Origin of the sequence: Pelagibacterium montanilacus (assembly GCF_003992665.1) — a bacterium.
Lineage (GTDB): Bacteria > Pseudomonadota > Alphaproteobacteria > Rhizobiales > Devosiaceae > Pelagibacterium > Pelagibacterium montanilacus.
Map to the genome: position 1 here is coordinate 400,144 of NZ_RZMX01000059.1, position 23,017 is coordinate 423,160.

20 protein-coding genes are annotated in these 23,017 nt (G+C 66.5%); 4 read left to right on the forward strand and 16 right to left on the reverse strand.

Features of this window, described 5'->3' with window-relative positions; genetic code table 11:
- Window positions 1-18 precede the first annotated feature (18 nt).
- The 9 genes from EO136_RS17920 to EO136_RS17960 all read right to left on the reverse strand — a co-directional run bounded on the left by EO136_RS17920 (window position 19) and on the right by EO136_RS17960 (window position 9,674).
- Window positions 19-1,026 carry a zinc-dependent alcohol dehydrogenase gene (locus EO136_RS17920; RefSeq protein ID WP_127145757.1) on the reverse strand — a complete coding sequence of 336 codons (1,008 nt, stop codon included), beginning with the start codon at window positions 1,024-1,026 and terminating at the stop codon, window positions 19-21.
- A 4-nt stretch (window positions 1,027-1,030) separates the two neighbouring features.
- Window positions 1,031-2,356 carry a histidinol dehydrogenase gene (gene hisD / locus EO136_RS17925; protein WP_127145758.1) on the reverse strand — a complete coding sequence of 442 codons (1,326 nt, stop codon included), beginning with the start codon at window positions 2,354-2,356 and terminating at the stop codon, window positions 1,031-1,033.
- A 62-nt stretch (window positions 2,357-2,418) separates the two neighbouring features.
- A complete protein-coding gene (locus EO136_RS17930) occupies window positions 2,419-3,219 on the reverse strand; it encodes an ABC transporter permease (RefSeq protein ID WP_127145759.1) in 801 nt (266 codons plus the stop codon).
- On the reverse strand, window positions 3,219-4,184 hold the full coding sequence (locus EO136_RS17935) for an ABC transporter permease (protein WP_127145760.1): 966 nt from the start codon (window positions 4,182-4,184) through the stop codon (window positions 3,219-3,221). Before EO136_RS17935 ends, EO136_RS17930 begins: the two co-directional genes overlap by 1 nt.
- Before the next feature lie 78 nt (window positions 4,185-4,262).
- Window positions 4,263-5,396: an ABC transporter substrate-binding protein gene (locus EO136_RS17940; RefSeq protein WP_206513364.1), complete on the reverse strand. Its 1,134-nt coding sequence runs from the start codon at window positions 5,394-5,396 to the stop codon at window positions 4,263-4,265.
- A gap of 35 nt (window positions 5,397-5,431) precedes the next feature.
- Window positions 5,432-6,544 carry an ABC transporter ATP-binding protein gene (locus EO136_RS17945; protein ID WP_127145761.1) on the reverse strand — a complete coding sequence of 371 codons (1,113 nt, stop codon included), beginning with the start codon at window positions 6,542-6,544 and terminating at the stop codon, window positions 5,432-5,434.
- Window positions 6,545-6,668: 124 nt separating this feature from the next.
- Window positions 6,669-7,442, reverse strand: coding sequence for an SDR family NAD(P)-dependent oxidoreductase (locus EO136_RS17950; protein WP_127145762.1), 774 nt, complete (start codon window positions 7,440-7,442; stop codon window positions 6,669-6,671).
- 75 nt (window positions 7,443-7,517) lie between these two features.
- Window positions 7,518-8,267, reverse strand: a complete 750-nt coding sequence (hutC, locus tag EO136_RS17955) for a histidine utilization transcriptional repressor HutC (RefSeq protein WP_127145763.1) — start codon at window positions 8,265-8,267, stop codon at window positions 7,518-7,520.
- A gap of 57 nt (window positions 8,268-8,324) precedes the next feature.
- Window positions 8,325-9,674 (reverse strand): formimidoylglutamate deiminase, encoded by a 1,350-nt coding sequence (locus EO136_RS17960; RefSeq protein ID WP_127145764.1) that lies wholly within the window; start codon window positions 9,672-9,674, stop codon window positions 8,325-8,327.
- A 99-nt stretch (window positions 9,675-9,773) separates the two neighbouring features.
- Here EO136_RS17960 and hutI point away from each other — a divergent pair, with 99 nt between their 5' ends.
- The 4 genes from hutI to hutU are packed head-to-tail and all read left to right on the forward strand — an operon-like array spanning window position 9,774 to window position 15,032.
- The gene (hutI, locus tag EO136_RS17965; protein ID WP_127145765.1) at window positions 9,774-11,012 is read left to right on the forward strand and encodes an imidazolonepropionase; all 1,239 of its coding nucleotides are present in this window, start codon (window positions 9,774-9,776) and stop codon (window positions 11,010-11,012) included.
- Window positions 11,009-12,544: a histidine ammonia-lyase gene (hutH, locus tag EO136_RS17970; RefSeq protein WP_127145766.1), complete on the forward strand. Its 1,536-nt coding sequence runs from the start codon at window positions 11,009-11,011 to the stop codon at window positions 12,542-12,544. Before hutI ends, hutH begins: the two co-directional genes overlap by 4 nt.
- Complete coding sequence (hutG, locus tag EO136_RS17975; protein WP_127145767.1) at window positions 12,541-13,368, forward strand: N-formylglutamate deformylase; 828 nt, start codon at window positions 12,541-12,543, stop codon at window positions 13,366-13,368. Before hutH ends, hutG begins: the two co-directional genes overlap by 4 nt.
- Window positions 13,365-15,032, forward strand: coding sequence for a urocanate hydratase (hutU, locus tag EO136_RS17980; protein ID WP_127145768.1), 1,668 nt, complete (start codon window positions 13,365-13,367; stop codon window positions 15,030-15,032). The genes hutG and hutU overlap by 4 nt, the downstream gene beginning before the upstream one ends.
- A gap of 94 nt (window positions 15,033-15,126) precedes the next feature.
- Here the strand turns inward: hutU and EO136_RS17985 are convergent, their stop codons facing one another.
- From EO136_RS17985 to EO136_RS18015, 7 genes are all read right to left on the reverse strand, one after another.
- Window positions 15,127-15,744, reverse strand: coding sequence for a 5'-methylthioadenosine/S-adenosylhomocysteine nucleosidase (locus tag EO136_RS17985; protein ID WP_127145769.1), 618 nt, complete (start codon window positions 15,742-15,744; stop codon window positions 15,127-15,129).
- Between the two features lie 75 nt (window positions 15,745-15,819).
- Entirely contained in the window at window positions 15,820-16,758 is a 939-nt protein-coding gene (locus EO136_RS17990) for a dihydrodipicolinate synthase family protein (protein WP_127145770.1), read from the reverse strand.
- A 176-nt stretch (window positions 16,759-16,934) separates the two neighbouring features.
- Entirely contained in the window at window positions 16,935-17,954 is a 1,020-nt protein-coding gene (locus tag EO136_RS17995; protein ID WP_127145771.1) for an Ldh family oxidoreductase, read from the reverse strand.
- Window positions 17,951-19,003, reverse strand: a complete 1,053-nt coding sequence (locus EO136_RS18000) for a trans-3-hydroxy-L-proline dehydratase (RefSeq protein ID WP_127145772.1) — start codon at window positions 19,001-19,003, stop codon at window positions 17,951-17,953. Before EO136_RS18000 ends, EO136_RS17995 begins: the two co-directional genes overlap by 4 nt.
- A 3-nt stretch (window positions 19,004-19,006) precedes the next feature.
- Window positions 19,007-20,698, reverse strand: coding sequence for a cis-3-hydroxy-L-proline dehydratase (lhpI, locus tag EO136_RS18005; RefSeq protein ID WP_127145773.1), 1,692 nt, complete (start codon window positions 20,696-20,698; stop codon window positions 19,007-19,009).
- Window positions 20,695-21,696 (reverse strand): 4-hydroxyproline epimerase, encoded by a 1,002-nt coding sequence (locus EO136_RS18010; protein WP_127145774.1) that lies wholly within the window; start codon window positions 21,694-21,696, stop codon window positions 20,695-20,697. Before EO136_RS18010 ends, lhpI begins: the two co-directional genes overlap by 4 nt.
- A 10-nt stretch (window positions 21,697-21,706) precedes the next feature.
- Window positions 21,707-22,954, reverse strand: coding sequence for an NAD(P)/FAD-dependent oxidoreductase (locus tag EO136_RS18015; protein WP_127145775.1), 1,248 nt, complete (start codon window positions 22,952-22,954; stop codon window positions 21,707-21,709).
- Window positions 22,955-23,017 lie beyond the last annotated feature (63 nt).

Below are 23,017 nucleotides of genomic sequence, written 5' to 3' on the forward strand. Positions count from 1 at the left end.
ACTACAAATGGCTCTCGATCAGATTCTGATGATGGTCTTGAGCCCCTTGGTCTCGCCGGCCAGCAGGCGCTCATAGGCGGCCGGCACGTCCGCAAGCCCGATCTCGGCGTCGATCAGCGCTTCGAGCTGGCCCGCAAGCGCCCCGAGCATCCCGATCGCCTGGGGCAGTTCGTCGGCAAAGGCGTGGCACCCCATCAGCCCGATCTCGCGCTCGACCAGACTGTTGGGATCGAGCACCAGCGCGCCATGGCTGATCCCCACCAGCCCCAGCCTCGAGCGCGGACCCAGCACGCCCATCGCCGCTTCGATCGCCGGAATCGCGCCCGTGGCGTCGATCGCGCAGCGCAGCGTCTCGCCTGCCAGCGCTTGCGATATCGCCTCTCCATCCAGCGTCACGACCCTTGCACCGGTCACCGAGGCCACGAGTTCGGCGCGTGCGCCATTGCGGTCCCCGACCAGCACGGGCCCTTCATGGTTGTGCGCCAGCACAAGCGCGATCAGCCCGCCGATCGTGCCGCAGCCGACCACCAGAACCGGGGCGCCCTTGGTCGGGGATATCCGCGCCACCGCATGCAGCGCCACCGCCAGGGGTTCGGCCATGGCCGCGATTGGCACCGGCACGTCTGCAGGCCGCTTGTGAACCAGTCGCGCGGGCAGGATCACCGCCTCGGCAAAGCCCCCGTCGCACGCCTCACCCACAAAGCCCAGCGTTGCGCAACAATGGTAATGTCCGGCCCGGCATTCGGCGCAGGTGCCGCACCAGTACCGGGAGTCCGCGACCACGGCATCGCCCGGCGTGAGCCCCGAAACGTCGGCGCCGACGCTTTCGACGATCCCGCAGAACTCGTGTCCGGCTACCGAGGGCGCGCGCGAAATCCATTGCCCGGTCGCAAAATTATGCAGGTCCGACCCGCAGATCCCCGCCGCCTCGATCTTGATGCGCACCGCGTCCGGCCCCGGAGCCTCGGGGTCGGCAACGGCCTCGAAGCGCAGATCGCGAACTCCATGGAGGCGCACCGCGTCCATGGCCTCAATCCTTGGGCAGGAAGCGGTCGCGCTCGGCCGACACCGCCAGCGCATGCGAGGAGAAGCCCTCGTAATTGGCAAGCGTGAAGGCGGCCTTGGCGAAATCGGGATACCCCGAAGCCGTCACATAGCCGATCGAGCTGCGCTTGACGAAATCGGTCACCGAAAGCGGGCCGTATGTGCGGGCCCAGCGGCTGGTGGGCAGCACGGCATTGGGCCCCAGCCCGAAATTGGCGATCGAACAGGGGGTGTGGGTGCCGAGCAAAATCTCGGAGGCCTCGGTGATCTTTCCAAGGTGCCGGAACGGGTCGCGCGAGAGAATTTCGAGGTGCTCGGGCGCATAGCCGTTCACGAACTCATAGCTTTCCTCGAGCGATGAGGTCAGGACGATCCCCCCGGCCTTGCCCGTCAGAACGGTCTTGGAAAACTCCACCCGCTGCGCGGTCATCTTGGACCAGAGATCGGGCAGGGCGGCGATGGCCTCGTCGGCCACCCTGCGGCTGTGCGTGACCAGATAGGCCGAGGAATCGGGCCCGTGCTCGGCTTCGATCAGAAGATCGAGCGCAGCCAGTCCGCCGTCGATGGTGTCATCGGCAAAGATCACCGATTCCGAGGGCCCCGCCGGCAGGCCGGTGTCCAGAATGCCCGAGAGCAGCCGCTTGGCGGCCACCACGAAGGGTGAGCCCGGACCAACGATCTTGAGCGCCGGCCTGATGGTCTCGGTACCGAAGGCCACGGCGGCCACGGCCTGCGCGCCACCGGCCTTGTAGACGGTCTCCACCCCGGCAATCCGGGCCGCAACCAGCGTCGCCGCGTCCACGCTCCCATCGGGGGCAGGGGGCGTCACGATGGCAAGGTCGGGCACGCCGGCGACGACGCCGGGCACCGCGGTCATCATGGTCACCGACGGGAACGAGCCCTTGCCGCGCGGCACATAAAGCGCCACCGAGCGGATGGGCGTGAACCGGTCCCCGGCAAAGGCGCCGGGTCGGATTTCCTTGAGCCACATCGCCTCGGGCTTCTGTTCTTCATGAAAGCGGCGGATGTTGTCGATCGCGAAGGTGATGGCGTCGATCACCTCCTGGTCCACCATGGAGAACGCCGCGTCGAATTCGGCCTCGGTGACTTTCAGGCCCCCCGGCTTGACGTCCGCCTTGTCCAGCTCACGGGCGAACCGCACCAGCGCCGCATCGCCCTCGGTCCGCACCGCCTCGATAATCGGCTCGACCTTGGCCATGAAGCTCGAGATATCGGCTTCCGAGCGCTTGAACAGGGCCTGTTTGGCATCGTCGGACAGTGAAGCGTACTCGTGGACGGTCGGTCTGGTCATTCTGGCCCCGGCTCAAATGTTGGCAATGGCGGACGCCGAGGCGCCCGCGTAGGTGTTTCGGATCACTTGGATTTCAGGAAGATGTCGAGCCCCACCCAGCGGTCCAGCGCAAAGATCGAAACGATCGCGAACAGGATATAGACCACCGAAACCGCCGCCAGATCGGGCGTGATGATGTTGCGGATCGAGGTGTACATCCACACCGGCAGCGTCACGATGCTGGCATCGACCAGAAAGATCGAGACGATGAACTCGTTGAGCGCCAGGATGAACATCAAGAGCGCCCCGGTGATGATCCCCGGCATCAGGGCAGGGATCGTCACGGTGAAAAAGGCCTGCAGCGGCGTCGCTCCGCAATTGGCCGCGGCGTTTTCCAGATCCGGATCGAGCCGGTTGACCGCCGAACTCACCGACCAGATCATGAAGGGCAGGTTGATCGCGCAGGTCGCCAGTCCCACCGGCCAGAGCGAGCCCAGAACCCGCATGTCGCCAAACACATACATCATGCCGATGCCCGAAACGACCAGCGGCACCGTGAAGGGCAAAAGGAAGTAGAGCTGCAGCGTCCTGGCGAAGCGGATGCGGTAGCGCACCATGGCCAGCGCCGCCAGCGTGCCCGAGGGCATGGCAAAGAGCGTGCAGAACAGGGCCACCTGCAGGCTGCGCCCAAGCGCCTCGCGGAAATCGCGCATGCCGAGCAGCCGCTCGTACCAGCGCAGGGAAAACCCTTCGGGCGGGAAGGTCAGAAGGTCCCCGGCGGTAAACGAGGCCAAGACGATCACCACCGTGGGCAGGCCCAGAAAGATGATGTTGAATACGACCACCGACCAGACGGCGATGCGGAACGGGGCGGCGCGAAACATCACTTGTCCTCCTTGAGGAAGCCGACCGTTCCCGTGCCCATCAGCGCGAAGAGGACGCTCACCAGCGTGGTGCCGATCACGATCAGCACCACCCCCAGCGCCGAGCCTGCGCCCATGTCGCTCACCCGAAAGAAGGCGTCGTAGATTGCGTTGGCCACGTAGTCATTGGTGCCACCGCCCAGAATGGCGGGGATCGCGAACTCGGTGAGCGTGATGGTGAAGACCACGACGGTCGCGGCCACGAACCCCGGCTTGGCCAGCGGCAGCACAACATGCCAGAGCGTCTGGTACCATTTGGCCCCAAGCCCTTCGGACGCCGCCTCGATATCGCTGTCGATCGCGGTCAGCGCGGGCGCCAGCATCAGCACGCCAAAGGGCAGCATGTACTGGATCAGCCCGATCAGCACCGCCGTATTGGTATAGAGCACCGAGATGTTGGCCAGCCCGAGCTGGCCCAGGATCCCGTTCACCAGCCCCTCCTGACCCAGAATGATCAGCCAGCCATACGCGCGCACCACCTGGCCCAGAAAGAACGGCAGGAACAGGTTGAACAAAAGGAATTTGCGCAGGAACGACGATTGCGTGCGCACCATCAGATACGCATAGGGAAACGAGAGCAGCAGCACCGTTATGGTGACGATGGCCGTACCCGAGAATGTCCGGAACAGCACCGAGCGATAGCCCGCGCGCTCATAGATGTTGACGTAGTTCTCGAGGCTGTAGTCTTCCGACTGCAGGAAGGTCGAGCGGTCCAGCACCCGCAGGCTGGAATCCCCGATGTAAAAGAGGCCCGCGACGATCACCCCGACGATCAGGAAGGCGGGGATGAGAAAGATATAGGGCGTCAGACGGCGCGCGCGCCCGGGAAACAGGGCGGACAGCATGGTGTCGGCTGCGTCCGTCAGGCGCCAGCGCGCCCGGGTCAGTGGGGACGCGTCGGCCCGTCCCGCGTTCGAACCCTGCATGTTGGTCTCGCTGCTCGTCTCGGATGGTCAGGTCTTGCGGACCGGGGGCGGGCAAGCCGCCCCCGGTCCGGTGTCGGGTCAGGACTGCATGATGTCGCGGAACTGGGCGAACCAGTCGCTCTGGTGCTCGACGAGGATCGGCGTCGGGATGTTGAGCAGCCGCGCGAAATCTTCTTCGGTGGTCGGGTAGGCAGGATCGCCAACCAGATCCTCGGGGCCCTCGAGCCCGGCGCGAAGCGGGGGCAGGCCGAGCATGGAGCACCAGTTCTCCATGTTCTCAGGCGCGAGCGCCGCGTTGACATACTGCTTGGCCCAGTAAGCTTCGTTGTCGGGCAGACCGGCCGGCACCCAGAGCGCGTCGGTGTCGTACTTGGCGCCTTCGCGCGGCACGGTCCAGGAGACGGGAATGCCGGCCTGCTTGGCGGCGCGGGCGTTGGAGATGATCGTGCACGCCACGTCGATCTCGCCGCGCTGGAACCAGTTGGTGAAGTCCGGGTCCTCGCCGAGCAGCGGCTGCTGCTCGCGAAGCTGCCGGTAGAATTCCCATGCCGGTTCCATGTTGTCGGGAATGTCGTCCATCGACCCGCCGCCCATGACGACCGAGACGGGCTCGAACCCGATCCCGTCATTGTAGAGCGCGACCCGGCCGCGGAACCGGGGGTCGAGCATGACGTCCCAGCTTTCCGGAGGCCCGTCGGGGAAGGCCTCGTCGCGATAGGCGAGGACATAGACATACGAGTAGCAATTGACGATCGGGAACGCGCCGTCAAAGCCCGTGGGCTGGGCGGCGGGCAGCAGGCCCTCGAGGTTCGGGACCATGTCCGGGGTCAGGGTGTCGCAAACCCCGCGCAGGGCCGACTGGGTCGCGTTGGTCGAGGTGTCCCAGTTGACGTGGATCGGCGGCGTGCGGTTCTGGGCAACGGCGGCCCAGATGCGCGGCTGCATCTCGTTGTCTTCAGTCAGGTCGTGACGCACGCGGATGCCGGTGGCTTCCTCGAAGGGCTTGGAAACGCCCTCTGCAAGGCTTTCCATCCAGACGCCGCCCCAGGCGCGCACGATGATCTCGGCGGGCTTTTCGGGCTCGTCCTGTCCAAAGGCCAGCCGGGGGAATGCGCCGGCGCCCATGGACGCTACGCCAAGCGCCGCGGCGCTGGTCAGGAACCTGCGGCGCGGCATTACCAGTTTCGATAGTCTTGGATCTTTGATGCTCATTTGATGTTCTACCTCCTTTGTCCGGGCGCCTCGCCCTATCGCGGGAAGACCATCAGGTGCCGGCTGTCCCAGCCGATCCTGACCGCATCCCCGATCCCCTTGTTCCCTGCGCCGGCGTGCAGGGTGTCGAACACCCTGATCTGCGCGCCGCCGAGAGCCTGTGCGACGACCGAATAGACGGTCCGGTCGCCTTCGAATATCGATTCCGTGATCACCGCGTCCGCCGAAAAGCTCACCGCCTCGGCTTCGCCCAGTATTCGGGCATGTTCCGCACGCAGCGCGCAGTCAACTTGCGTCCCCGCAGCCAGCGGTTCGGCTACGCGCCCCTCGAGCTCGTGGCCCGCCACCCGAACGCGCGCCCGCCCGCTCTCGGCGCCGATCACCTCGCCGGGCAGGAAATTGGTCACGCCGATGAAATTGGCCACGAACCGGTTGGCCGGCTCGCCATAGGTGGTGGTGGGTGAGGCCATCTGCTGGATCCTGCCATCGTCCATTACGATCACCTCGTCAGACACCACCAGCGCCTCGCGCTGATCGTGGGTGACGTTGATGGTGGTGACCCCCAGCTCCTGCTGGATGCGGCGGAACTCGAGCTGCATTTCCTCGCGCAGCTTGCGGTCGAGCGCGGCCAGCGGCTCGTCGAGCAGCAACAGGTCGGGCTCGAACACCAGCGCCCGCGCGATCGCCACGCGCTGCTGCTGGCCACCCGAAAGCTGGTGAATGCGCCGGTCCGCATAGGGCCCGAGCTGCACAAGCTCGAGATAGCGCTTCACCCGGCCTGGGATGTCGGCCGGCGCGAACCGGCGCATCTTGAGGGGATAGGCCACGTTCTCGGCCGCCGTCATGTGCGGGAACAGTGCCAGCTTCTGGAACACCATGCCGATCGAGCGCTTGTGCGGCGGCGTGGTGCTCACCGGCGTGCCCTTGATGAATATCTCGCCCGCCGTGGGCGTCTGGAAGCCCGCGATCATGCGCAATAGCGTCGTTTTGCCCGATCCCGATGGCCCCAGGATCGTGAGAAACCGCCCGTGGGCCAGGTCGAACGATGCAGCGTCCACCGCCGGCGTCCCGTCAAAGACCATGGAGACGTCCTGAACCTGAACGGCCGCCTGCGTGCTGGTCTCGCTCCGGCGGGCGGTGTCATCCATGCTGCGAACTCCCTCGCTGCGGGGTCTGGCGATCAGGGCTATGGCTTATTTGTCTATACATATTCAAAAACTGTGTCAAACCGTTTAGGCACTTTTTACGACTGCCTCAATTTTGTGCATCCGCTCAGATCGACGCCAGATATCCTCCGTCGATCCCAAGGCACTGCCCGGTGATGTAACCCGCCGCATCGCTGCACAGGAACACCACGGCCCCGCCCACATCCTCGAGACTGCCGAAGCGCCCCTGCGGGATCTTGGCCAGCATGGTCTGCTGCCAGGCTGGGTCGGTGTAAAAGACGTCCGTCATCTCGGTGCGGAAATAGCCCGGCGCGATGGCGTTCACCCGAATGCCCTTAGGGGCCCACTCCGCCGAGAGCGCCCGGGTCATGCCCAGAAGTCCCGACTTCGACGCCCCATAGGGCACCGCCGTCGGCACGCCCACAAACGAGGTCAGCGAGCACAGATTGACCATCGCCCCGGACGTCCCCGCCGCCTCCATGAGCCGCGCCGCTGCCTGTGAGACAAAGAAGCTGCCCTTGAGATTGGTGTCCACGATCCGGTCCCAGATCGCCTCGCTCACCTGCGTGGAGGGCGTGACCTCTTCGATCCCGGCATTGTTGACCACGATGTCGAGCCCGCCCATCGCCTCTGCCGTCGCGCCCACCACCTCGGGGATCGCCCCGATGTCGGTGACGTCCAGCGCCCGGGGCAAGGCGCCGAGGCCCTCGCTTGCGAACGCGGCCATGGTATCGGCCAGCCCCGCGTCGCTGCGGGCGGTTATCGCCACCTCGGCCCCCATGCGCGCCAGCGCCAGCGCGATATGCCGGCCCAGCCCCCGGCTCGCGCCGGTGACCAGCGCCTTGCGCCCGGTCAGATCGAATGCTGCTGGCAGAACCATGCTCACCTTTCCCGCGGCCATCGAACAACCGGGCCGCGCTCATATCTATACATAAATTCGGCCCCGTCCATCCGGTCAGGACTCAGGGGTGAACCGGGCGACCAGCGCGTGCCGGTCGCCGGGATAGATGAAGCGCACATGGGTGACCGGCCCCGAGCCCGACCACGTTCGGCGCTCGATCGACAGGCACGCCGCCCCGGCGTCGACCGCAAGCGCCTGGGCCGTCGCTTGGCTTGCGCCGACCGCCTGAATCCGGTGCTCCGCGCTGGTCCAGGGCACCTGCGCTAAAAGCCAGCTCCCGGGCGTCGCGCCGCCGAAATCGGCGTCCTCGCCCTCGGGGACGGTGGAAAGGCTGATCAGTCGGTCCTCGAGGCAGAACGGCTCGCTCGCCGCCTTGTGCAGGCAACGCAGCGCCAGAACCCGCCCCCCGGCCGGCACGTCCAGCCGCAATCTGTCCGCTTCCGTCGCCGCCCGTACGGTGCGGCTGAGCATCTCGAAGGAATAGGGGAGGTTGAGTTGCTCGACTTCGAGCGCAATGTCGTGGATCTCGAGCACCGCCGATTGGGCCACCGGCCGGCGCACGAAGCTGCCCGAGCGCTTGATCCGTTCGATCAGCCCGGCTTTGGCGAGCTGGGTCAGCGCCTTGTTCACTGTCATGCGCGAGCAGCCATACTGCCGCGCCAGTTCCACCTCGAAGGGAATCCTGTAGCCCGGCGGCCAGGTGCCCGAAACGATCTTGCCTTCGATATCGCCCAGAATGCGCTGGTGCAGGGTGCCCGTGGGGCCGTCCTCGTCGGCGGGCAATCGTTCCGTGTCCTCAAGCATCGCCGGCCCCGTTTTCGCCCCTGTAAAGAGATGGCTAGTCATTGCACCCCCATCCGGTCAAGTCTCGGCCAGCATCTCCATGGCCGCGATGAACCGGTCTCGAACCGCGTCGCGCGCCACGTGCCGGCCCGCAGAGACCCGCTTTTCCCCCGCCGTCCAGACGTCCGCGACCCTGGCCCCGGTGCCGAAGATCCAGCCGTCCAGAATCGTCTCGGGCCCCAGATGCGGCGCATCGGGAGCCTCGATCGCCACCAGATCGGCGGGCCGTCCCGCAGCGATTCCCGTCTCCCATCCCAGCGCCTGCGCGCCGCCTGCCGCCGCCTGTGCGAACAGCGTCTGGCCGGTCGAGTGCATCGGTGCGGCCACCACATTGCGGGCCCGGGACACAAGCCGTTGGGAATATTCGAGCTGGCGCAATTCCCCGGAAGCCGAGATGCGCACATTGCTGTCGGTGCCCACCCCGCAACGGCCGCCGGCAGCAAGAAACTGCGGCGCGGGAAAAATCCCGTCCCCCAGATTGGCCTCGGTCACCGGGCACAGCCCCGCCACCGCTCCGGATGCGGCGATCCCCGCGATCTCGTCCGCATCGAGATGGGTGGCGTGGATCAGGCACCAGCGCGCGCCCACATCGAGGGCATCGAGAAGATGGGCCGCCGGTCTCTGTCCCGTCGCGGCCAGGCAGTCCTCGACCTCGCGCACCTGCTCGGCCACATGGATATGGATCGGCCCGTCGCCGGCCAGATCAAGCAGGGCGCCGATCTCGGCGACAGAGGCAGCACGCAGGCTGTGCGGCGCGATGCCCAGAACGGCGGTGGGGAGCCCGGCGATGGCTTGCCGGCTGGCCGCGTGCAGCTTTGCGTAGTCATCGAGGGTCGAAATGAACCGCCGCTGCTCGGACAGGGATGCGCCATAGTCGAACCCGGAATGGGCATAAAACACCGGCAGCAGCGTTAGGCCCAGCCCGGTCTCTGCGCACGCAGCCGCGATCCGCGCGCCCATCTCGGCCCGGTCGGCATAGGCGGCGCCCTCGGGATCGTGATGGAGATAGTGGAATTCGCCCACCCGGGTGAACCCGGCTTCCAGCATCTCGATATAGGCCATGGCCGCGACCGCCTCCGTCGCCTCCGGGCTCATCGCCAGCGCGTGCCGGTACATCGCCTCGCGCCAGCTCCAGAAGCTGTCCGCGCTCGCGCCCCGGCGCTCGGTCAGCCCGGAAAAGGCGCGCTGGAAGGCGTGGGAATGAAGGTTGGCAAGGCCGGGCACGATGAAGCGCTGGCGCTCCCGGGCCTGCGCGCTCGCGCCGGTCGAGACATCGGCTATCCTGCCATCCGCGCCAAAGGCTATCAGCACGTCCCGCGCCCATCCATCGGGCAGCAGCGCATGCTCGGCAAACACTGTGCGTTCCATTCCCGCCGGCCCTCCTGCCATGCAGCCCGATTGCCCTCTTGCGTCACTATCCGATATGTATATACATTTTAGAGGCAACAGGGAAGGATCGATTTTCCAATGGCCGCTGGATTGACCGCTGCATCGGGCACCACGACCCTCTGGCGCAATGCCACCCTCGCCCCGCTCGTCGACGGAGAACCTGCTCTCGTCCCGGACGGTGCGATCCTCGCGCGCGATGGCCGCATCGTCTATGCCGGCCCGTCGAGCGAGGCGCCAGACATCCCGGGGAACGCGACGGTCGAGGACCTGGAAGGCCGGCTGGTCACGTCCGCGCCCATCGATTGCCACACCCACCTCGTCCATGGCGGCAACCGCGCCCGCGAGTTCGAGATGCGGCTAGAAGGCGCCAGCTACGCCGAGATTTCCCGCGCCGGCGGCGGCATCTTCTCGACCGTCGAGGCCACGCGCGGGCTGTCGGTGGACGATCTTGTGGCCTCGGCCCTGCCGCGCCTTGATGCCCTGCTTGCCGAGGGCGTCTCCACGGTGGAGGTCAAATCCGGCTATGGGCTCGAAATCGACGCCGAGCTGAACATGCTCCGCGCCGCCCGCGCGCTCGAAAAGCACCGTCCGGTGCGCGTCCGGACCAGCTACCTCGCGGCCCACGCCATTCCGCCCGAGTATCGGGACGACCGTGCCGGATACATCGCGGAGGTGGTCATCCCCGGTCTCGAGAAGGCCCATGCCGAAGGCCTTGCCGACGCGGTGGACGGGTTCTGCGAATCCATCGCCTTTTCGGTCGAGGACCTCGCGCCCGTCTTTGCCCGCGCTGCCGAACTCGGCCTCCCGGTCAAGCTCCATGCCGAACAGCTCAGCCGGGCAGGGGGCACGCAGCTGGCAGCCCGCCATGGCGCGCTTTCGGCCGACCACCTCGAATATATCGAGGACGAGGATGCCGCGGCGCTCGCCCGAGCCGGCTCGGTGGCGGTCATTCTGCCCGGGGCATTCTATACCCTGCGCGAAACCCGCAAGCCCGATATTGCCGCGCTGCGCGCCCACAAAGTGCCCATGGCGCTGGCCACCGACGCCAATCCGGGCACCTCGCCGCTCACCTCCATCCTTCTATCCATGAACATGGGCGCCACGTTCTTCGGGATGACCATCGCCGAATGCCTCGCCGGGGTCACCTGCCACGCCGCCCGCGCGCTCGGCCTTTCGCAGGAAACCGGCACGCTCGCGCCCGGGCTCTCGGCCGATTTCGCTATCTGGGATTGCGAGACCCCGGCCGAACTCGTCTACCGCATCGGTTTCAATCCGCTCCATGCGCGCATCTTTCGCGGGGAAAGGACCTTGCTATGACCCTCACCCTCACGCCCGGCGCCGTCCCCCTCGATACGCTCGAACGCATTTACCGGGGCACCGAACCCGTCCGGCTCGATCCCGATTTCCATGAGCCTGTCCGCCAGGGCGCCGAGCGCGTGCGCCGCATCGCGTCGGGCAACGCCCCGGTCTATGGCATCAACACCGGATTTGGAAAACTCGCCTCGGTCAAGATCGACGCCGCCGACCTCGAAACGCTGCAGCGCAATCTCATCCTGTCTCATTGCTGCGGGGTGGGCCGCCCGCTCGAAGCGCCCATCGTGCGGCTCATCATGGCGCTCAAGATCGTCTCGCTTGGGCGCGGCGCATCCGGCGTGCGGCTCGAAATCATCGCTCTGCTCGAAGCCATGCTGGCCGCAGGCTGCCATCCGGTGATCCCGGAAAAAGGATCGGTCGGCGCTTCCGGAGACCTCGCTCCGCTTGCCCACATGGCTGCGGTCATGATGGGGGAGGGCGAGGCTTTTCTGGGCGACGAACGTCTCCCTGCCAAAGAAGCGCTTGCCCGCGTCGGTCTCGAACCCCTCGCGCTCGCGGCCAAGGAGGGTCTGGCGCTCATCAACGGCACCCAGGTCTCGACCGCGCTTGCCCTTGCCGGCCTTTTCGGCGCCCATCGCGCCCTCTGCTCGGGCCTGGTCTCGGGCGGGCTCTCGACGGATGCGGCCATGGGCTCCTCGGCGCCCTTCCATCACGATATCCACCTCCTGCGCGGCCAGCCCGGCCAGATCACTGTCGGCGCATCGCTCCGCGCGCTGCTTGAGGGCTCGGAGATCAGGGCCAGCCACAAGGAAGGCGATGAGCGCGTCCAGGATCCCTATTGCATTCGCTGCCAGCCTCAGGTGGTCGGCGCGTGTCTTGACCTCCTGCGCACTACCGCCCGCACGCTGGTGATCGAAGCCAACGCGGTGACCGACAATCCGCTACTGGTCTCCGATGACGAGATCGTCTCGGGCGGCAATTTCCACGCCGAGCCTGTCGCTTTCGCCGCCGACCAGATCGCCATTGCCATCTGCGAGATCGGGGCCATCGCCCAGCGGCGCATCGCGCTTCTGGTCGACCCGGCACTGTCCTACGGCCTGCCGCCTTTCCTTGCGCCCCATGCCGGCGTCAATTCCGGCCTGATGATCGCCGAGGTGACCTCTGCCGCCCTCATGTCCGAGAACAAGCAGAAGGCTTTCCCGGCCTCGGTAGATTCCACGCCCACTTCTGCCAATCAGGAGGATCACGTCTCCATGGCCTGCCACGGCGCCCGGCGTCTCGGTGAAATGGTCGGAAATCTCGAAACCATCATCGGCATCGAGGCGATGACCGCGAGCCAGGGCATAGACTGCCGGGCGCCGCTCTCCACCAGCCCGCTCCTCGCCAGCGCCCATGCCGTCGTCCGCGGCTCCATCCCCACCCTCGAGCATGACCGTTTCATGGCCGACGACATCGCCGCCGCCACGCGGCTCGTCGCATCCGGTGCCCTCGCCGGCGCGGTCCCTTTCGACATCCTCCCGGGGCTCGACCCATGAGCACGTTCGAGGTCTTTTCGGTCGAGGAGGGCACGAGCCCGGTTATCCTCGCCTTCCCGCATTCGGGTATCATGGTGCCCGAGGACGTCGCCGCCCGGCTCGATGCCAATGGCCGCCTGCTGGCCGACACCGACTGGCACGTCGATCGGCTCTATGCCGGATTGCTGCCGGGCGCCACGACCGTGCGCGCCCATTTTCATCGCTACGTGATCGACGCCAACCGGGACCCTGAGGGCACCAGCCTTTACCCCGGCCAGAACACCACCGATCTGATCCCGCGCCACGATTTCGACAACATTGGGATCTGGAAACCGGGGCAAGAGCCCCGGATCAGCGAGTCAGATCACCGCCTATCAGCCTTTCACACCCCATATCACGCAGCGATCAGAGCGCAGATCACGCGCGTGATCGGGCTGCACGGGGTGGCTGTGCTCTACGACTGCCACTCGATCCGCTCGCGCATCCCCTATCTCTTCGAAGGCCTCCTACCAGACCTCAATGTCGGGACGAATGACGGGAAATCCTGCGCCCCGGAGATCGCCGATGCCGCCATGCAAACCATTGGCGCGCAAGAAGAATTCTCCCACATCCTCAATGGCCGCTTCAAAGGGGGCTGGACCACCCGCCACCACGCCAACCCCGCAGCGGGCGTCCATGCCATCCAGATGGAACTGGCCCAGGCCACCCACCTGGCCACCGAATCCCCGCCCTTCGCCTACGATCCGGCCCGAGCCGAGCGCCTAAGGCCCCAACTCGCCCGGATTCTGGGGGCCATCGAGGGCGCCGCCCTGTCTCTCGCCGCTCGAAACGAGGTTGCCCAATGACCGATCCCCGCCACAACATCCGCCAGGTTCGCAGCCCGAGAGGTCCGGAACTCCGGGCAAAAAGCTGGCTCACCGAAGCCCCGCTGCGCATGCTGATGAACAATCTCGACCCCGAGGTCGCCGAGGCCCCGCACGAGCTCGTCGTCTATGGCGGCATCGGCCGCGCCGCCCGGACCTGGCGCGATTTTGACCTGATTGTCGAGACTTTGGAACGACTTGAGGCCGACGAGACCCTTCTGGTCCAGTCCGGAAAACCCGTCGGCGTCTTCCGGACCCACGCCGATGCCCCCCGCGTGCTGATCGCCAATTCCAACCTCGTGCCCCATTGGGCAAACTGGAGCCATTTCAACGAGTTGGACCGCAAGGGCCTCGCCATGTACGGTCAGATGACCGCCGGCTCGTGGATCTATATCGGCACCCAGGGCATCGTCCAGGGCACCTACGAAACCTTCGTTGAAGCCGGCCGCCAGCACTATGGCGGTGACCTTTCGGGCCGGTGGGTGCTCACTGCCGGCCTGGGCGGCATGGGCGGCGCCCAGCCCCTCGCGGCCGTAATGGCCGGGTCCTGCTGCCTCGCCATCGAATGCAATCCGGACTCTATCGATTTTCGTATTCGTACCCGATATGTAGACGAGAAAACGGAATCTCTGGATGAGGCGCTGGAGATGATCGCGCGCTGGACTTCGGCCGGAGACGCCAGGTCCGTGGCCCTGCTCGGCAACGCTGCAGAGATCGTGCCCGAACTGGTCCGCCGTGGCGTGCGCCCCGACCTCGTCACCGACCAGACATCCGCCCACGATCCCGTCAACGGCTATCTGCCCAAGGGCTGGACGCTCGGGCAATGGCGCGAGAAGCGCCAGAGCGATCCTGCCGCCGTCGAAGCGGCGGCTAGGGCCTCCATGCGCGAGCATGTCGAAGCCATGGTCACGCTGCGCGGGCAGGGCGTGCCGGTCTTCGACTACGGCAACAACATAAGGCAGGTCGCCAAGGACGAAGGCCTCGCCGATGCCTTTGCCTTTCCCGGCTTCGTGCCGGCCTACATCCGGCCCCTGTTCTGCCGCGGCATCGGGCCCTTCCGCTGGGCCGCGCTGTCGGGTGACCCCGAAGACATCTACAAGACCGATGCCAAGGTGCGCGAACTCACACCGGGCAACACGCACATGCACAACTGGCTCGACATGGCCCGCGATCGCATTGCGTTCCAGGGCCTGCCGGCCCGCATCTGCTGGGTCGGCCTCGGGGACCGCCACAGGCTGGGGCTTGCGTTCAACGAGATGGTACGCACCGGCGAGCTGAGCGCCCCGGTGGTCATCGGTCGCGATCACCTGGATTCCGGCTCGGTCGCCTCGCCCAATCGGGAAACCGAAGCCATGAAGGACGGGTCGGACGCGGTGTCGGACTGGCCGCTTCTCAACGCGCTCCTCAACACCGCTTCGGGTGCGACCTGGGTCTCGCTGCACCATGGTGGCGGCGTCGGCATGGGCTATTCCCAGCACGCCGGCATGGTGATCTGCGCTGACGGAACCGATGACGCTGCCCGGCGCATCGAGCGGGTGCTTTGGAACGACCCGGCAACGGGTGTGATGCGCCACGCCGACGCCGGCTATGACGAGGCTGCTGCCTGCGCTCGGGAACAGGGGCTCGACCTCCCGGCCATACTCTGACAGAGCGGCCGAATATGCCGCCCCGGGCGATTGGCCGAGTATAGGCGCGTCCGATACCCCCGGGATCAAGTCGGGGTCCCGGGCGCGCAGGTCCTCAAGCCGTCTGTCTGCTCACGAAGGCTTCGATGGTATCGACAGCCGCCGCCAGCTTGGCGTCGATGACATCGAGATAGCGGGTCCAGTCCTCGATCACCGAAAGCTCGGCGGCACCATCGGAGATGCCGCGAATGGCGATCAGTCCGACCTCGAATGTCTGGCAGACCCGCGCAATGGCATAGGTTTCCATGTCGACCATGTCTTCCGCGATGGTCTCGTAGACGGCCCCGGAAATGATATTGCCTCCCGTGGACAGCGTGGCCGCCGGCAGGCCCGGCACGCGCGGGCCGAGCTCGAGCGTCGCCGGCTGGTCGAGGAAGGGCACCACCCCTTTGGCAAAGCCCAGCGGCGATGCATCGATATCCCGATAGCAGACCGAAACAGCCTGATAGACCCCGGTCTGCTCGAGCCGCGCGGACCCCGCTGACCCCAGTGACACCACGTATCGCGGACGTGTTCCCTTCGATGCCGCCGTGTCCAGCGCGCGGGTGAGCGCGATCGCGGCTTCTACAGGGCCGACGCCGGTCATCAGCGGGGTGATGCGGGCGCGCAGGGCAGGGCCGTATTCCTGGTCGGCGGCCATCACGTAAAGGATTGGGGACGAACTGAATTCCATTGCCGACTCCGAAGGATAAAAAAGGCCGCGCGGGGGGCCGCGCAGCCTGTCTCGTATCGCGATTCCCTCCGCCGGTCAGGCTGCCGCGCTCCAGCTTGCGTACCAGGCGTCGAACAGCTTGAGCTGAGTTTCGGCATAGGCGCGCTGGTTGTCAGAGAGACGGTCGGTCTCAACGAAATGGTGCGTGTACTCCGCATCCCCGCGCAGGGTCATCATGTGCTTGAAATAGAGCACCAGATCCGGGCCTTCATCGAAGGACGAGAGGACCCCCAGCGCCTCGTCGAGCTCGCGGGCCTTGACCCGGGCATGGGCATCGCCGGTCGCGGCCTTCTTGGAAAGGTCCATGAGGTGGAGCACTTCGCGGGGCAGCACGTTGCCGATCCCTGTGATCGCGCCCCGGGCTCCGCAATTGACGAAGCCGTGCACGACCTGGGTATCCACGCCCACCATCAGCGTCACCGAAGGATCGGCGCTCGTGATGTTCTCGGCCGCATAGCGCAGGTCATCGGCGCCACCGAATTCCTTGAAGCCGATGAGGTTCGGGTAGTGGGCGCGCAGGTCGAAAAAGAGGTCGGCGCGCGTGGCGAACCCGTAATAGGGACTGTTGTAGATCACGGCCGGCAGATCGCGGGCGGCCTCGAGAATGGCCGAGAAATGCGCGCGCTGGGCATCCTGGGAGGGGCCGCGCGAGAGTACCCGCGGGATGACCATCAGGCCCGCGGCGCCGACCTTTGCCGCGTGTGCGGCGTGGCTGACGGCGCTCTTGCTGTTGACGGCCCCCGTACCGACGATGACCGGAATGCCGGCCTCGACGAGGCGCGCCACGCCCGTCTGGCGCTGCGCGTCGGTCAGGAGCGGCCAGTCACCCATCGATCCGCAATAGACCACGGCGGACATGCCGTCAGCGATCAATTGCTGCGCCTTGCGCACGAGCGCGTCGAAATCGGGCTGGCGGTCTGCCGTGCAGGGCGTCATCAGCGCCGGAATGCAGCCGTCGAAAATCTTGGTGTCCATCGTTCAGTCTCCGGTCATGGCCTGTGGCGCTGGCTCTCCAGATGATCGGCGTGTTATGGCGCCGTCCGTCGCCCTCTTCATGCGCCAATCATGGCATCAAAGGATATTGGATACAATATTCAATCGCAGCCCGGGCGCCACCGATCTCAACCGGAAACCGCCGGGTTGATGTCCTCTCAGGTGTCTTCGGATCGTCCCGCGTAGGCGTAGAGGCGGCCCAGCACGTCGTCGGAGAGCGGGATACCCTCCCGCTCGGCCCTGGCCCGGTTGGCCATCCGGCGTTCACCGGGCATGCGGTCCACGCCCGAGGCGCGCATTCTGGCCACCAGATCGTTGGCGCGCAGGCCGAAGGGGAGGCCGCCGCCGTGGGACGGGTCGATCAGGACCAGCAACTGGCCCGTATGGGGCGTAGCGGCGCCCTTGTGGCCCGACCAGTCGAACTCGAACGAGAAATGTCCGCCGGTGAGCGCGGCGCCGAGCAGCTCGACCATCATGGAGATGGACGAGCCCTTGTGCCCGCCGAACGGCAGCAGTGCGCCGCCATCGAGCACGGCGCGCGGGTCGGTCGTGGGCGCGCCGGAGGCGTCCACGCCAGCGCCTGCGGGCAAGGCCTCACCTTTTTGCGCCGCGATCTGGATTTCTCCATTGGCCATGAACGAAGTCGCCATGTCGAAGATGATCGGATCCGCGCCCTCGCGCGGGGCGGCAAAGGCGAGGGGATTGGTTCCGAACACCCGGACCTTGCCGCCATGGGGCACGGTGCAGGCGAAGCTGTTGACCGCGCTGAGCGCCACGAGCCCCTGGCGGGCAAAAGGTTCGAGATCCGGCCAGAGCGCGGACAGATGATGAGAATTGCGGATCGCGAGAAGGGCAATTCCGTTGGTCCGCACCTTCTCGAGCAGCGTGGCGCGGGCCGCTTCCAGTGCCGGCTGGGCGAACCCGTTATTGGCATCGACGCGCAAAAAGCCCGGTGCCACATCCTCAAGGAGGGGGTCGGCCTTGCCGTCGACCCAGCCGCTCTTGAGCGAGTCCACATAGCCCTGCATGCGGAAGACGCCATGGCTCGTTGCGCCATCGCGCTCGCACAGCGCACAGTTCTCGGCAAGGATCGCCGCCACGTCCGGGCTCGTGCCGTGGCGCAGAAAGATCGCCTCGAGCAGATCCCGGAGCTCGGAAAACGAGAGTGTCGCGCTCATGGGTGCGGCTCCGCGGTGCGACCGCTCCCCGGCCACGTGTCGCCCACGCGATAGCCTTGGGGCCAAGGATCGTCGGGATCGAGCATGAGTTGCTTTGTCTCGGTGATCCAGCCGCGCCCTGAAATCGAGGGGATGATGGCGGGGGTGCCCGCGAGGTCAGCCGTCGCCTCGATGCGGCAGTCGAACCGGCTGCCGATGATCGAGATGCCGGCGAAGGGCTCGCCAACCGCGAGGTGTCCGCGCGCGTGCAGCACCGCCATGCGGGCCGAGCAGCCGGTGCCCGTGGGCGAGCGATCGAGCTTGCCCGGCTCTATCGCCACGGTGTTCCTGCCCGTCCGGACGCCATCGATGGTCTCGACCGGTGCGGTGAACTGGCAGAATGAGATGTGGGACCAGTCCGGATTGGTGGGATGGGAAAAGCCGAGTTGCTCATTGGCAGCCCGTGTGATCTTCATTCCGGTCTCCGAAAGCTCGCGCGCCTCGTCGGCAGAGAGGCTGAAGCCCAGCGTCTGGGCATCGACCAGGACAAAGCTGTCGCCCCCATAGGCCGTATCCACCGAGACCGTGCCCAGACCCTCGACTTCGAGCGGAGCGTCCAGCCGCGCGGCGAAGCTCGGGTGATTGGTGACCCGGATCGAAACCGCCTTTCCGTTCCTGCAGGTCGCGACCACCTCGACCAGCCCGCCGGGCGCCTCGAGGGTGAAGCGGGTCTCGGGCTCTTCCATTTCTATAATGCCACTGTCGAGGAGCACCGTGGATACGCAAATGGAATTTGAGCCCGACATGGGTGGGGTGTGCATGGGCTCCATGATGATCCAGCCCATAACCGCCTTGGGATTCTTGGGGGGCACCAGAAGGTTTACATGGCGGAAAACCCCGCCGCGCGGCTCGTTAAGGACGAAATTGCGCAGGCGGTCGTCCTTGCCGATCCAGCGGGCCTGCTCCCAGATGGTCTCGCCCGGAGGTGGCGCGACGCCGCCTACGATCACATCACCGACTTCCCCCTCGGCATGGCAACCGACGACGTGAATTACCTTCGATGAGCGCATGAATCAGTCCTCAAGCCAATTGGGGAAGCGTTGGGCGGCGAGCCCGGACAGCGCCGCGTCGACGCAATCGTTCAGGCTGCCGAGCCTCACGGTGCGGCCACTCAGGCCGGGCCCGTAATGGGCGTACTTGCCCGAATCGGTCAGCACGACCCGCGCTTTGGGCGGGAAGACAGGCTCGGTGATCGAGCACCAGCAGAGATCGGAGACCACGCGAACGCCGCACGCCTCCAGGGCTGCAAGCGTGCCGTCGATCCGGGCCTGCGCCAGCGTTGCCGGGCCCACCGTGACCAGAAGGTCGACCTCCGCATGGACCGGCCGGCCATCGAGCGCCGCGGCCAGTGCGTGGCATTCCGAAAGCGAGGCGTGGGGGCTGCCGATGGCCACCAGATCGATCTTTTCGGGCCCGTCATTGAGCCGCGACCAGAATTTGCGGAGCATCGCGCGGTCCACATGGCGGTGGGGCGCAGCGCTCTCGGCGGCAATTCCAGCCTCGGGGGTAACCCCCTCGATATGGAGCATCGGGGCAGCCGACATGGTGCCGAACGCGGCGCAGAGGGCCTTGAGGTCGTCCCGGGAAGGATTGGCGGAGGCAACGCCGCTGAGCAGGGGGATGCGGTCGGGCGCCAGATGGCCGGCGACATAGCCGAGCAAGGGCCAGAATGCGCCTCCGGGCTGCGCGGGGAGGTCTACATCGATCACCACGCGGGCCTTGCGATGGGCGTCGAGATAGGGCCCGGAGAGCGGTGCGCGGCCGGTGAGGGCGATGCAGAGATCGAGAAAGTCGGGATGCTTGGCCGTGCGCGCGCCCAACACGCTGTTGGCGAAGATCACCGCGTTGGATTCCGACCAGCCCACGGCCTCGCCTGCGGCAGGAGCGGTCTCGAGCAGATAGGGCGCGCAGGTGAAGCTGGGCTTGCAGCCCATCTCCACATAGGCGTCCGCCAGAGCGGCTGCGGGGTTGCCGAAATCAGCGGCGACGCCCTGGCGCTCCCAGTTTGCGCGATCCACGGAGATGGCGTTCATGGTCGTGGGGATGCGGACACGGGCGCCCATGTCGGCCATCGTGCGGGCGAAGGTGAGGTTCGCCGGGCTCGCGTATATGCAGCCGTCGATATGGGCCTGGGAGACGTCGATGAGCTTTTCGGCACCTTGCTGGGCCGCCATGGCGCAGATGATGCGCATGGCCTGGGCCACCGCATCGCCATCCCGGCCCTCGGCCATGGCCTTGTCCTGGTCCGACAGCACCAGCGTGCTGACCCGGGGTGGGGCGATGGTGTAGCGGGCGTCGTCTATGGCCAGCATCCCGCCCTCGATCGAGGCGGTTCGGGCGGTGCCGAGGGCCGTGAACACCTCTGGATCGGCGCGCAGCACCGGGATCGATTTGCCGAACATGCCGGCCACCAGCGCGCCCAGAGTCAGCACGTCCTCGGGATCGCGGAAGATCAGGGCCGCCGGCGCGCGGCCTTCGAGCGCGAGGTCGAGCAGGACCCCCGAACCGGTGCAAGAGCCCCGGCTGGCGGGCATGACGAGCACCGCGCCGCTGATAGACGTTCCATGCAGGGGGTGGTGGACGTCAATGATCCGGCCCGTGGCGGGATCGACCCCACCCCAGAAGCTCAGGGCTTCGTTGGTGGCGATGACCGGGCCGCTGGCGTCGCCCTCAACGATGACGCTGACCTGTGGTTCGGTGCTCATTTGACGGTGAACCCGTGAGCGAAGGGGTCGCGGTCGTCGATGAAGATGGTGTTGAGCCCCGTCACTCGGGCCCAGCCGGCGACCGAGGGGATGATGGCGGGCTTGCCGCCGACGGTGGTTTCCTCTTCCACCCGGCCCTTGAACAGCGAGCCGATGATCGATTCGTGGACGAAATCATCGCCCGTCGCGAGCTTGCCCTTTGCGTGCCACTGGGCCATGCGGGCTGAGGTGCCGGTGCCGCACGGGGAGCGGTCGATGGCCTTGTCGCCGTAGAACACCGCGTTGCGCGCGGTGGCGCCGGGCTGGGTGGGCGCCCCGGTCCACAGGATGTGGCTGAGCCCGGAAATGCCCGGGTTTTCGGGGTGGGTGAAGGTATATTTCTCGTTGAGTGCCCGGCGAAGCTCGGGGCTCCAGGCGAGGAGCTGGGCGGCCGAGACCTCGGCCATGTCCCCGATCGCATCCTGGGGATCGACGATCGCGTAGAAATTGCCGCCATAGGCCACGTCGACCGTGACCTCTCCGAGCCCGTCGATGCTGGCCGTGAGGCCCTCGGAATGGAGGAAGGCCGGGACGTTGGTGAGCCGGACGTCCTCGACGTACTGGCCATCCTGCCGGTACTCGGCGACGACAAGACCGGCGGGAGTATCGAGCCGCACCACGCCGGGTGTTCTGGGCGTCACCAGCCCGTGCTCGATCATCGAGGTCACTGTGCCGATGGTGCCGTGCCCGCACATGGGCAGGCAGCCCGAGGTCTCGATAAACAGGACCGCAATATCGCAGTCCTCGCGGGTGGGGGGATAAAGAATGGAGCCCGACATCATGTCGTGGCCGCGCGGCTCGAACATCAGCCCGTGGCGAATCCAGTCGAATTCCGCAAGGAAATGGGCGCGTTTGTCCATCATGGTGGCGCCTTCGAGGCGCGGGCCGCCGCCGGCGACAAGGCGTACGGGGTTGCCGCAGGTGTGTCCGTCAATGCAGAAGAATGTATGTCTGGCCATGGTCCGAGCCTTAAAAACGCGCAGATGAATAGGGCTTGATATCAGTGCAAGAGACGTTTGATCGCACAAGATCGGCGATGATATGGGCTGTTGCAGCAGACTGGGTGAGACCCAGGTGGCCGTGGCCGAATGCGTAAAGAACCCTGGGGGTTTTCGCGGATGGCCCGATCACGGGCAGGGAGTCCGGCATCGAGGGGCGAAAGCCCATCCACTGGACGCCGTCCGCTGTCTCGAGCCCCGGCAGCACGCAACTCGCCTTCCTGACGAGCGCCTCTGAGCGCCGGAAATCGGGCTTTCGATCAAGCCCGCCGAGCTCGACCGCCCCGCCGACCCTTATCCCCGTATCGAGCGGGCTGATGACGTAACCGTCCTCGGGGAGGACAAGTTGGCGCCGCAGATCGAAGGCCCGGGGCGGGAAAGTGGTATTGTACCCCCGTTCGGTCTCGAGGGGGATGGATTGGCCAATTGTGGCGGCCAATTTGTGGGACCATGCGCCCGCAGCCACGACCACGTGACCGGCCCCGATGGTGCTGCCGTCGGCGAGCACGACGCGGGCGCCGTCCTCGGCAAAGTCCAGTCGCGCGACCTCGGCCTGGCGAAAGGTGGCGCCGCGCGCGAGCGCTGCCTTGCCGATCCCCAGAGTGAGCTGATAGGGGTCCGAGACCGTCATCCACTGGGGCAGGAAGGTGCCGTGGGTGTAACGGGGTCCGAGCCCGGGCTGGAGCTCGGCGAGCCGGGCGCCCGAGACGTGCTCGAAGGGGATGGCGTGCGCCTCGCGCTTGCTCCACATGGGCAGCGATGCGCGCCAGGAGGCCTCGCTGGAATAGAGGTAGATGGCCCCGTCCTTGCGCAGATGGTGCGCGAGCCCGGCTTCCTTAAGCATGGGTTCGGTCCGGGCGCGCGCCAGGTCCATCAGCGCGGCCTGGGCCCGGGTGCTGGCCTCAAGCCGGTCGGGCCAGCTCGCGCGGAAGAACCGCATGAGCCATGGCGCTATGCGCGGCGCGTAGCCCAGGGGAATCGAGAGCGGGCCGAGCGGATCGAACAGCCAGCCCGGCGCCTTGAACATGACGCCCGGGGAGGCGAGGGGCTCGATATCGGCGAAGGCATAGGCCCCCGCATTGCCCCGGCTGGCCTCTTCGGCCATGCCCTTTCGGTCGAGGATCAGAACCGAAACGCCCGAGGCGGCGAGCCGGTAGGCGATCGACAGGCCGATGACGCCAGCCCCCACGATCACTGTGTCATAGTCCCTGCGCGCCAATTTCTCGATGCTCCGACGCGTGCCTGTTGCATGACGGAAAGCCCGCGGCACGTATGCGGGCTT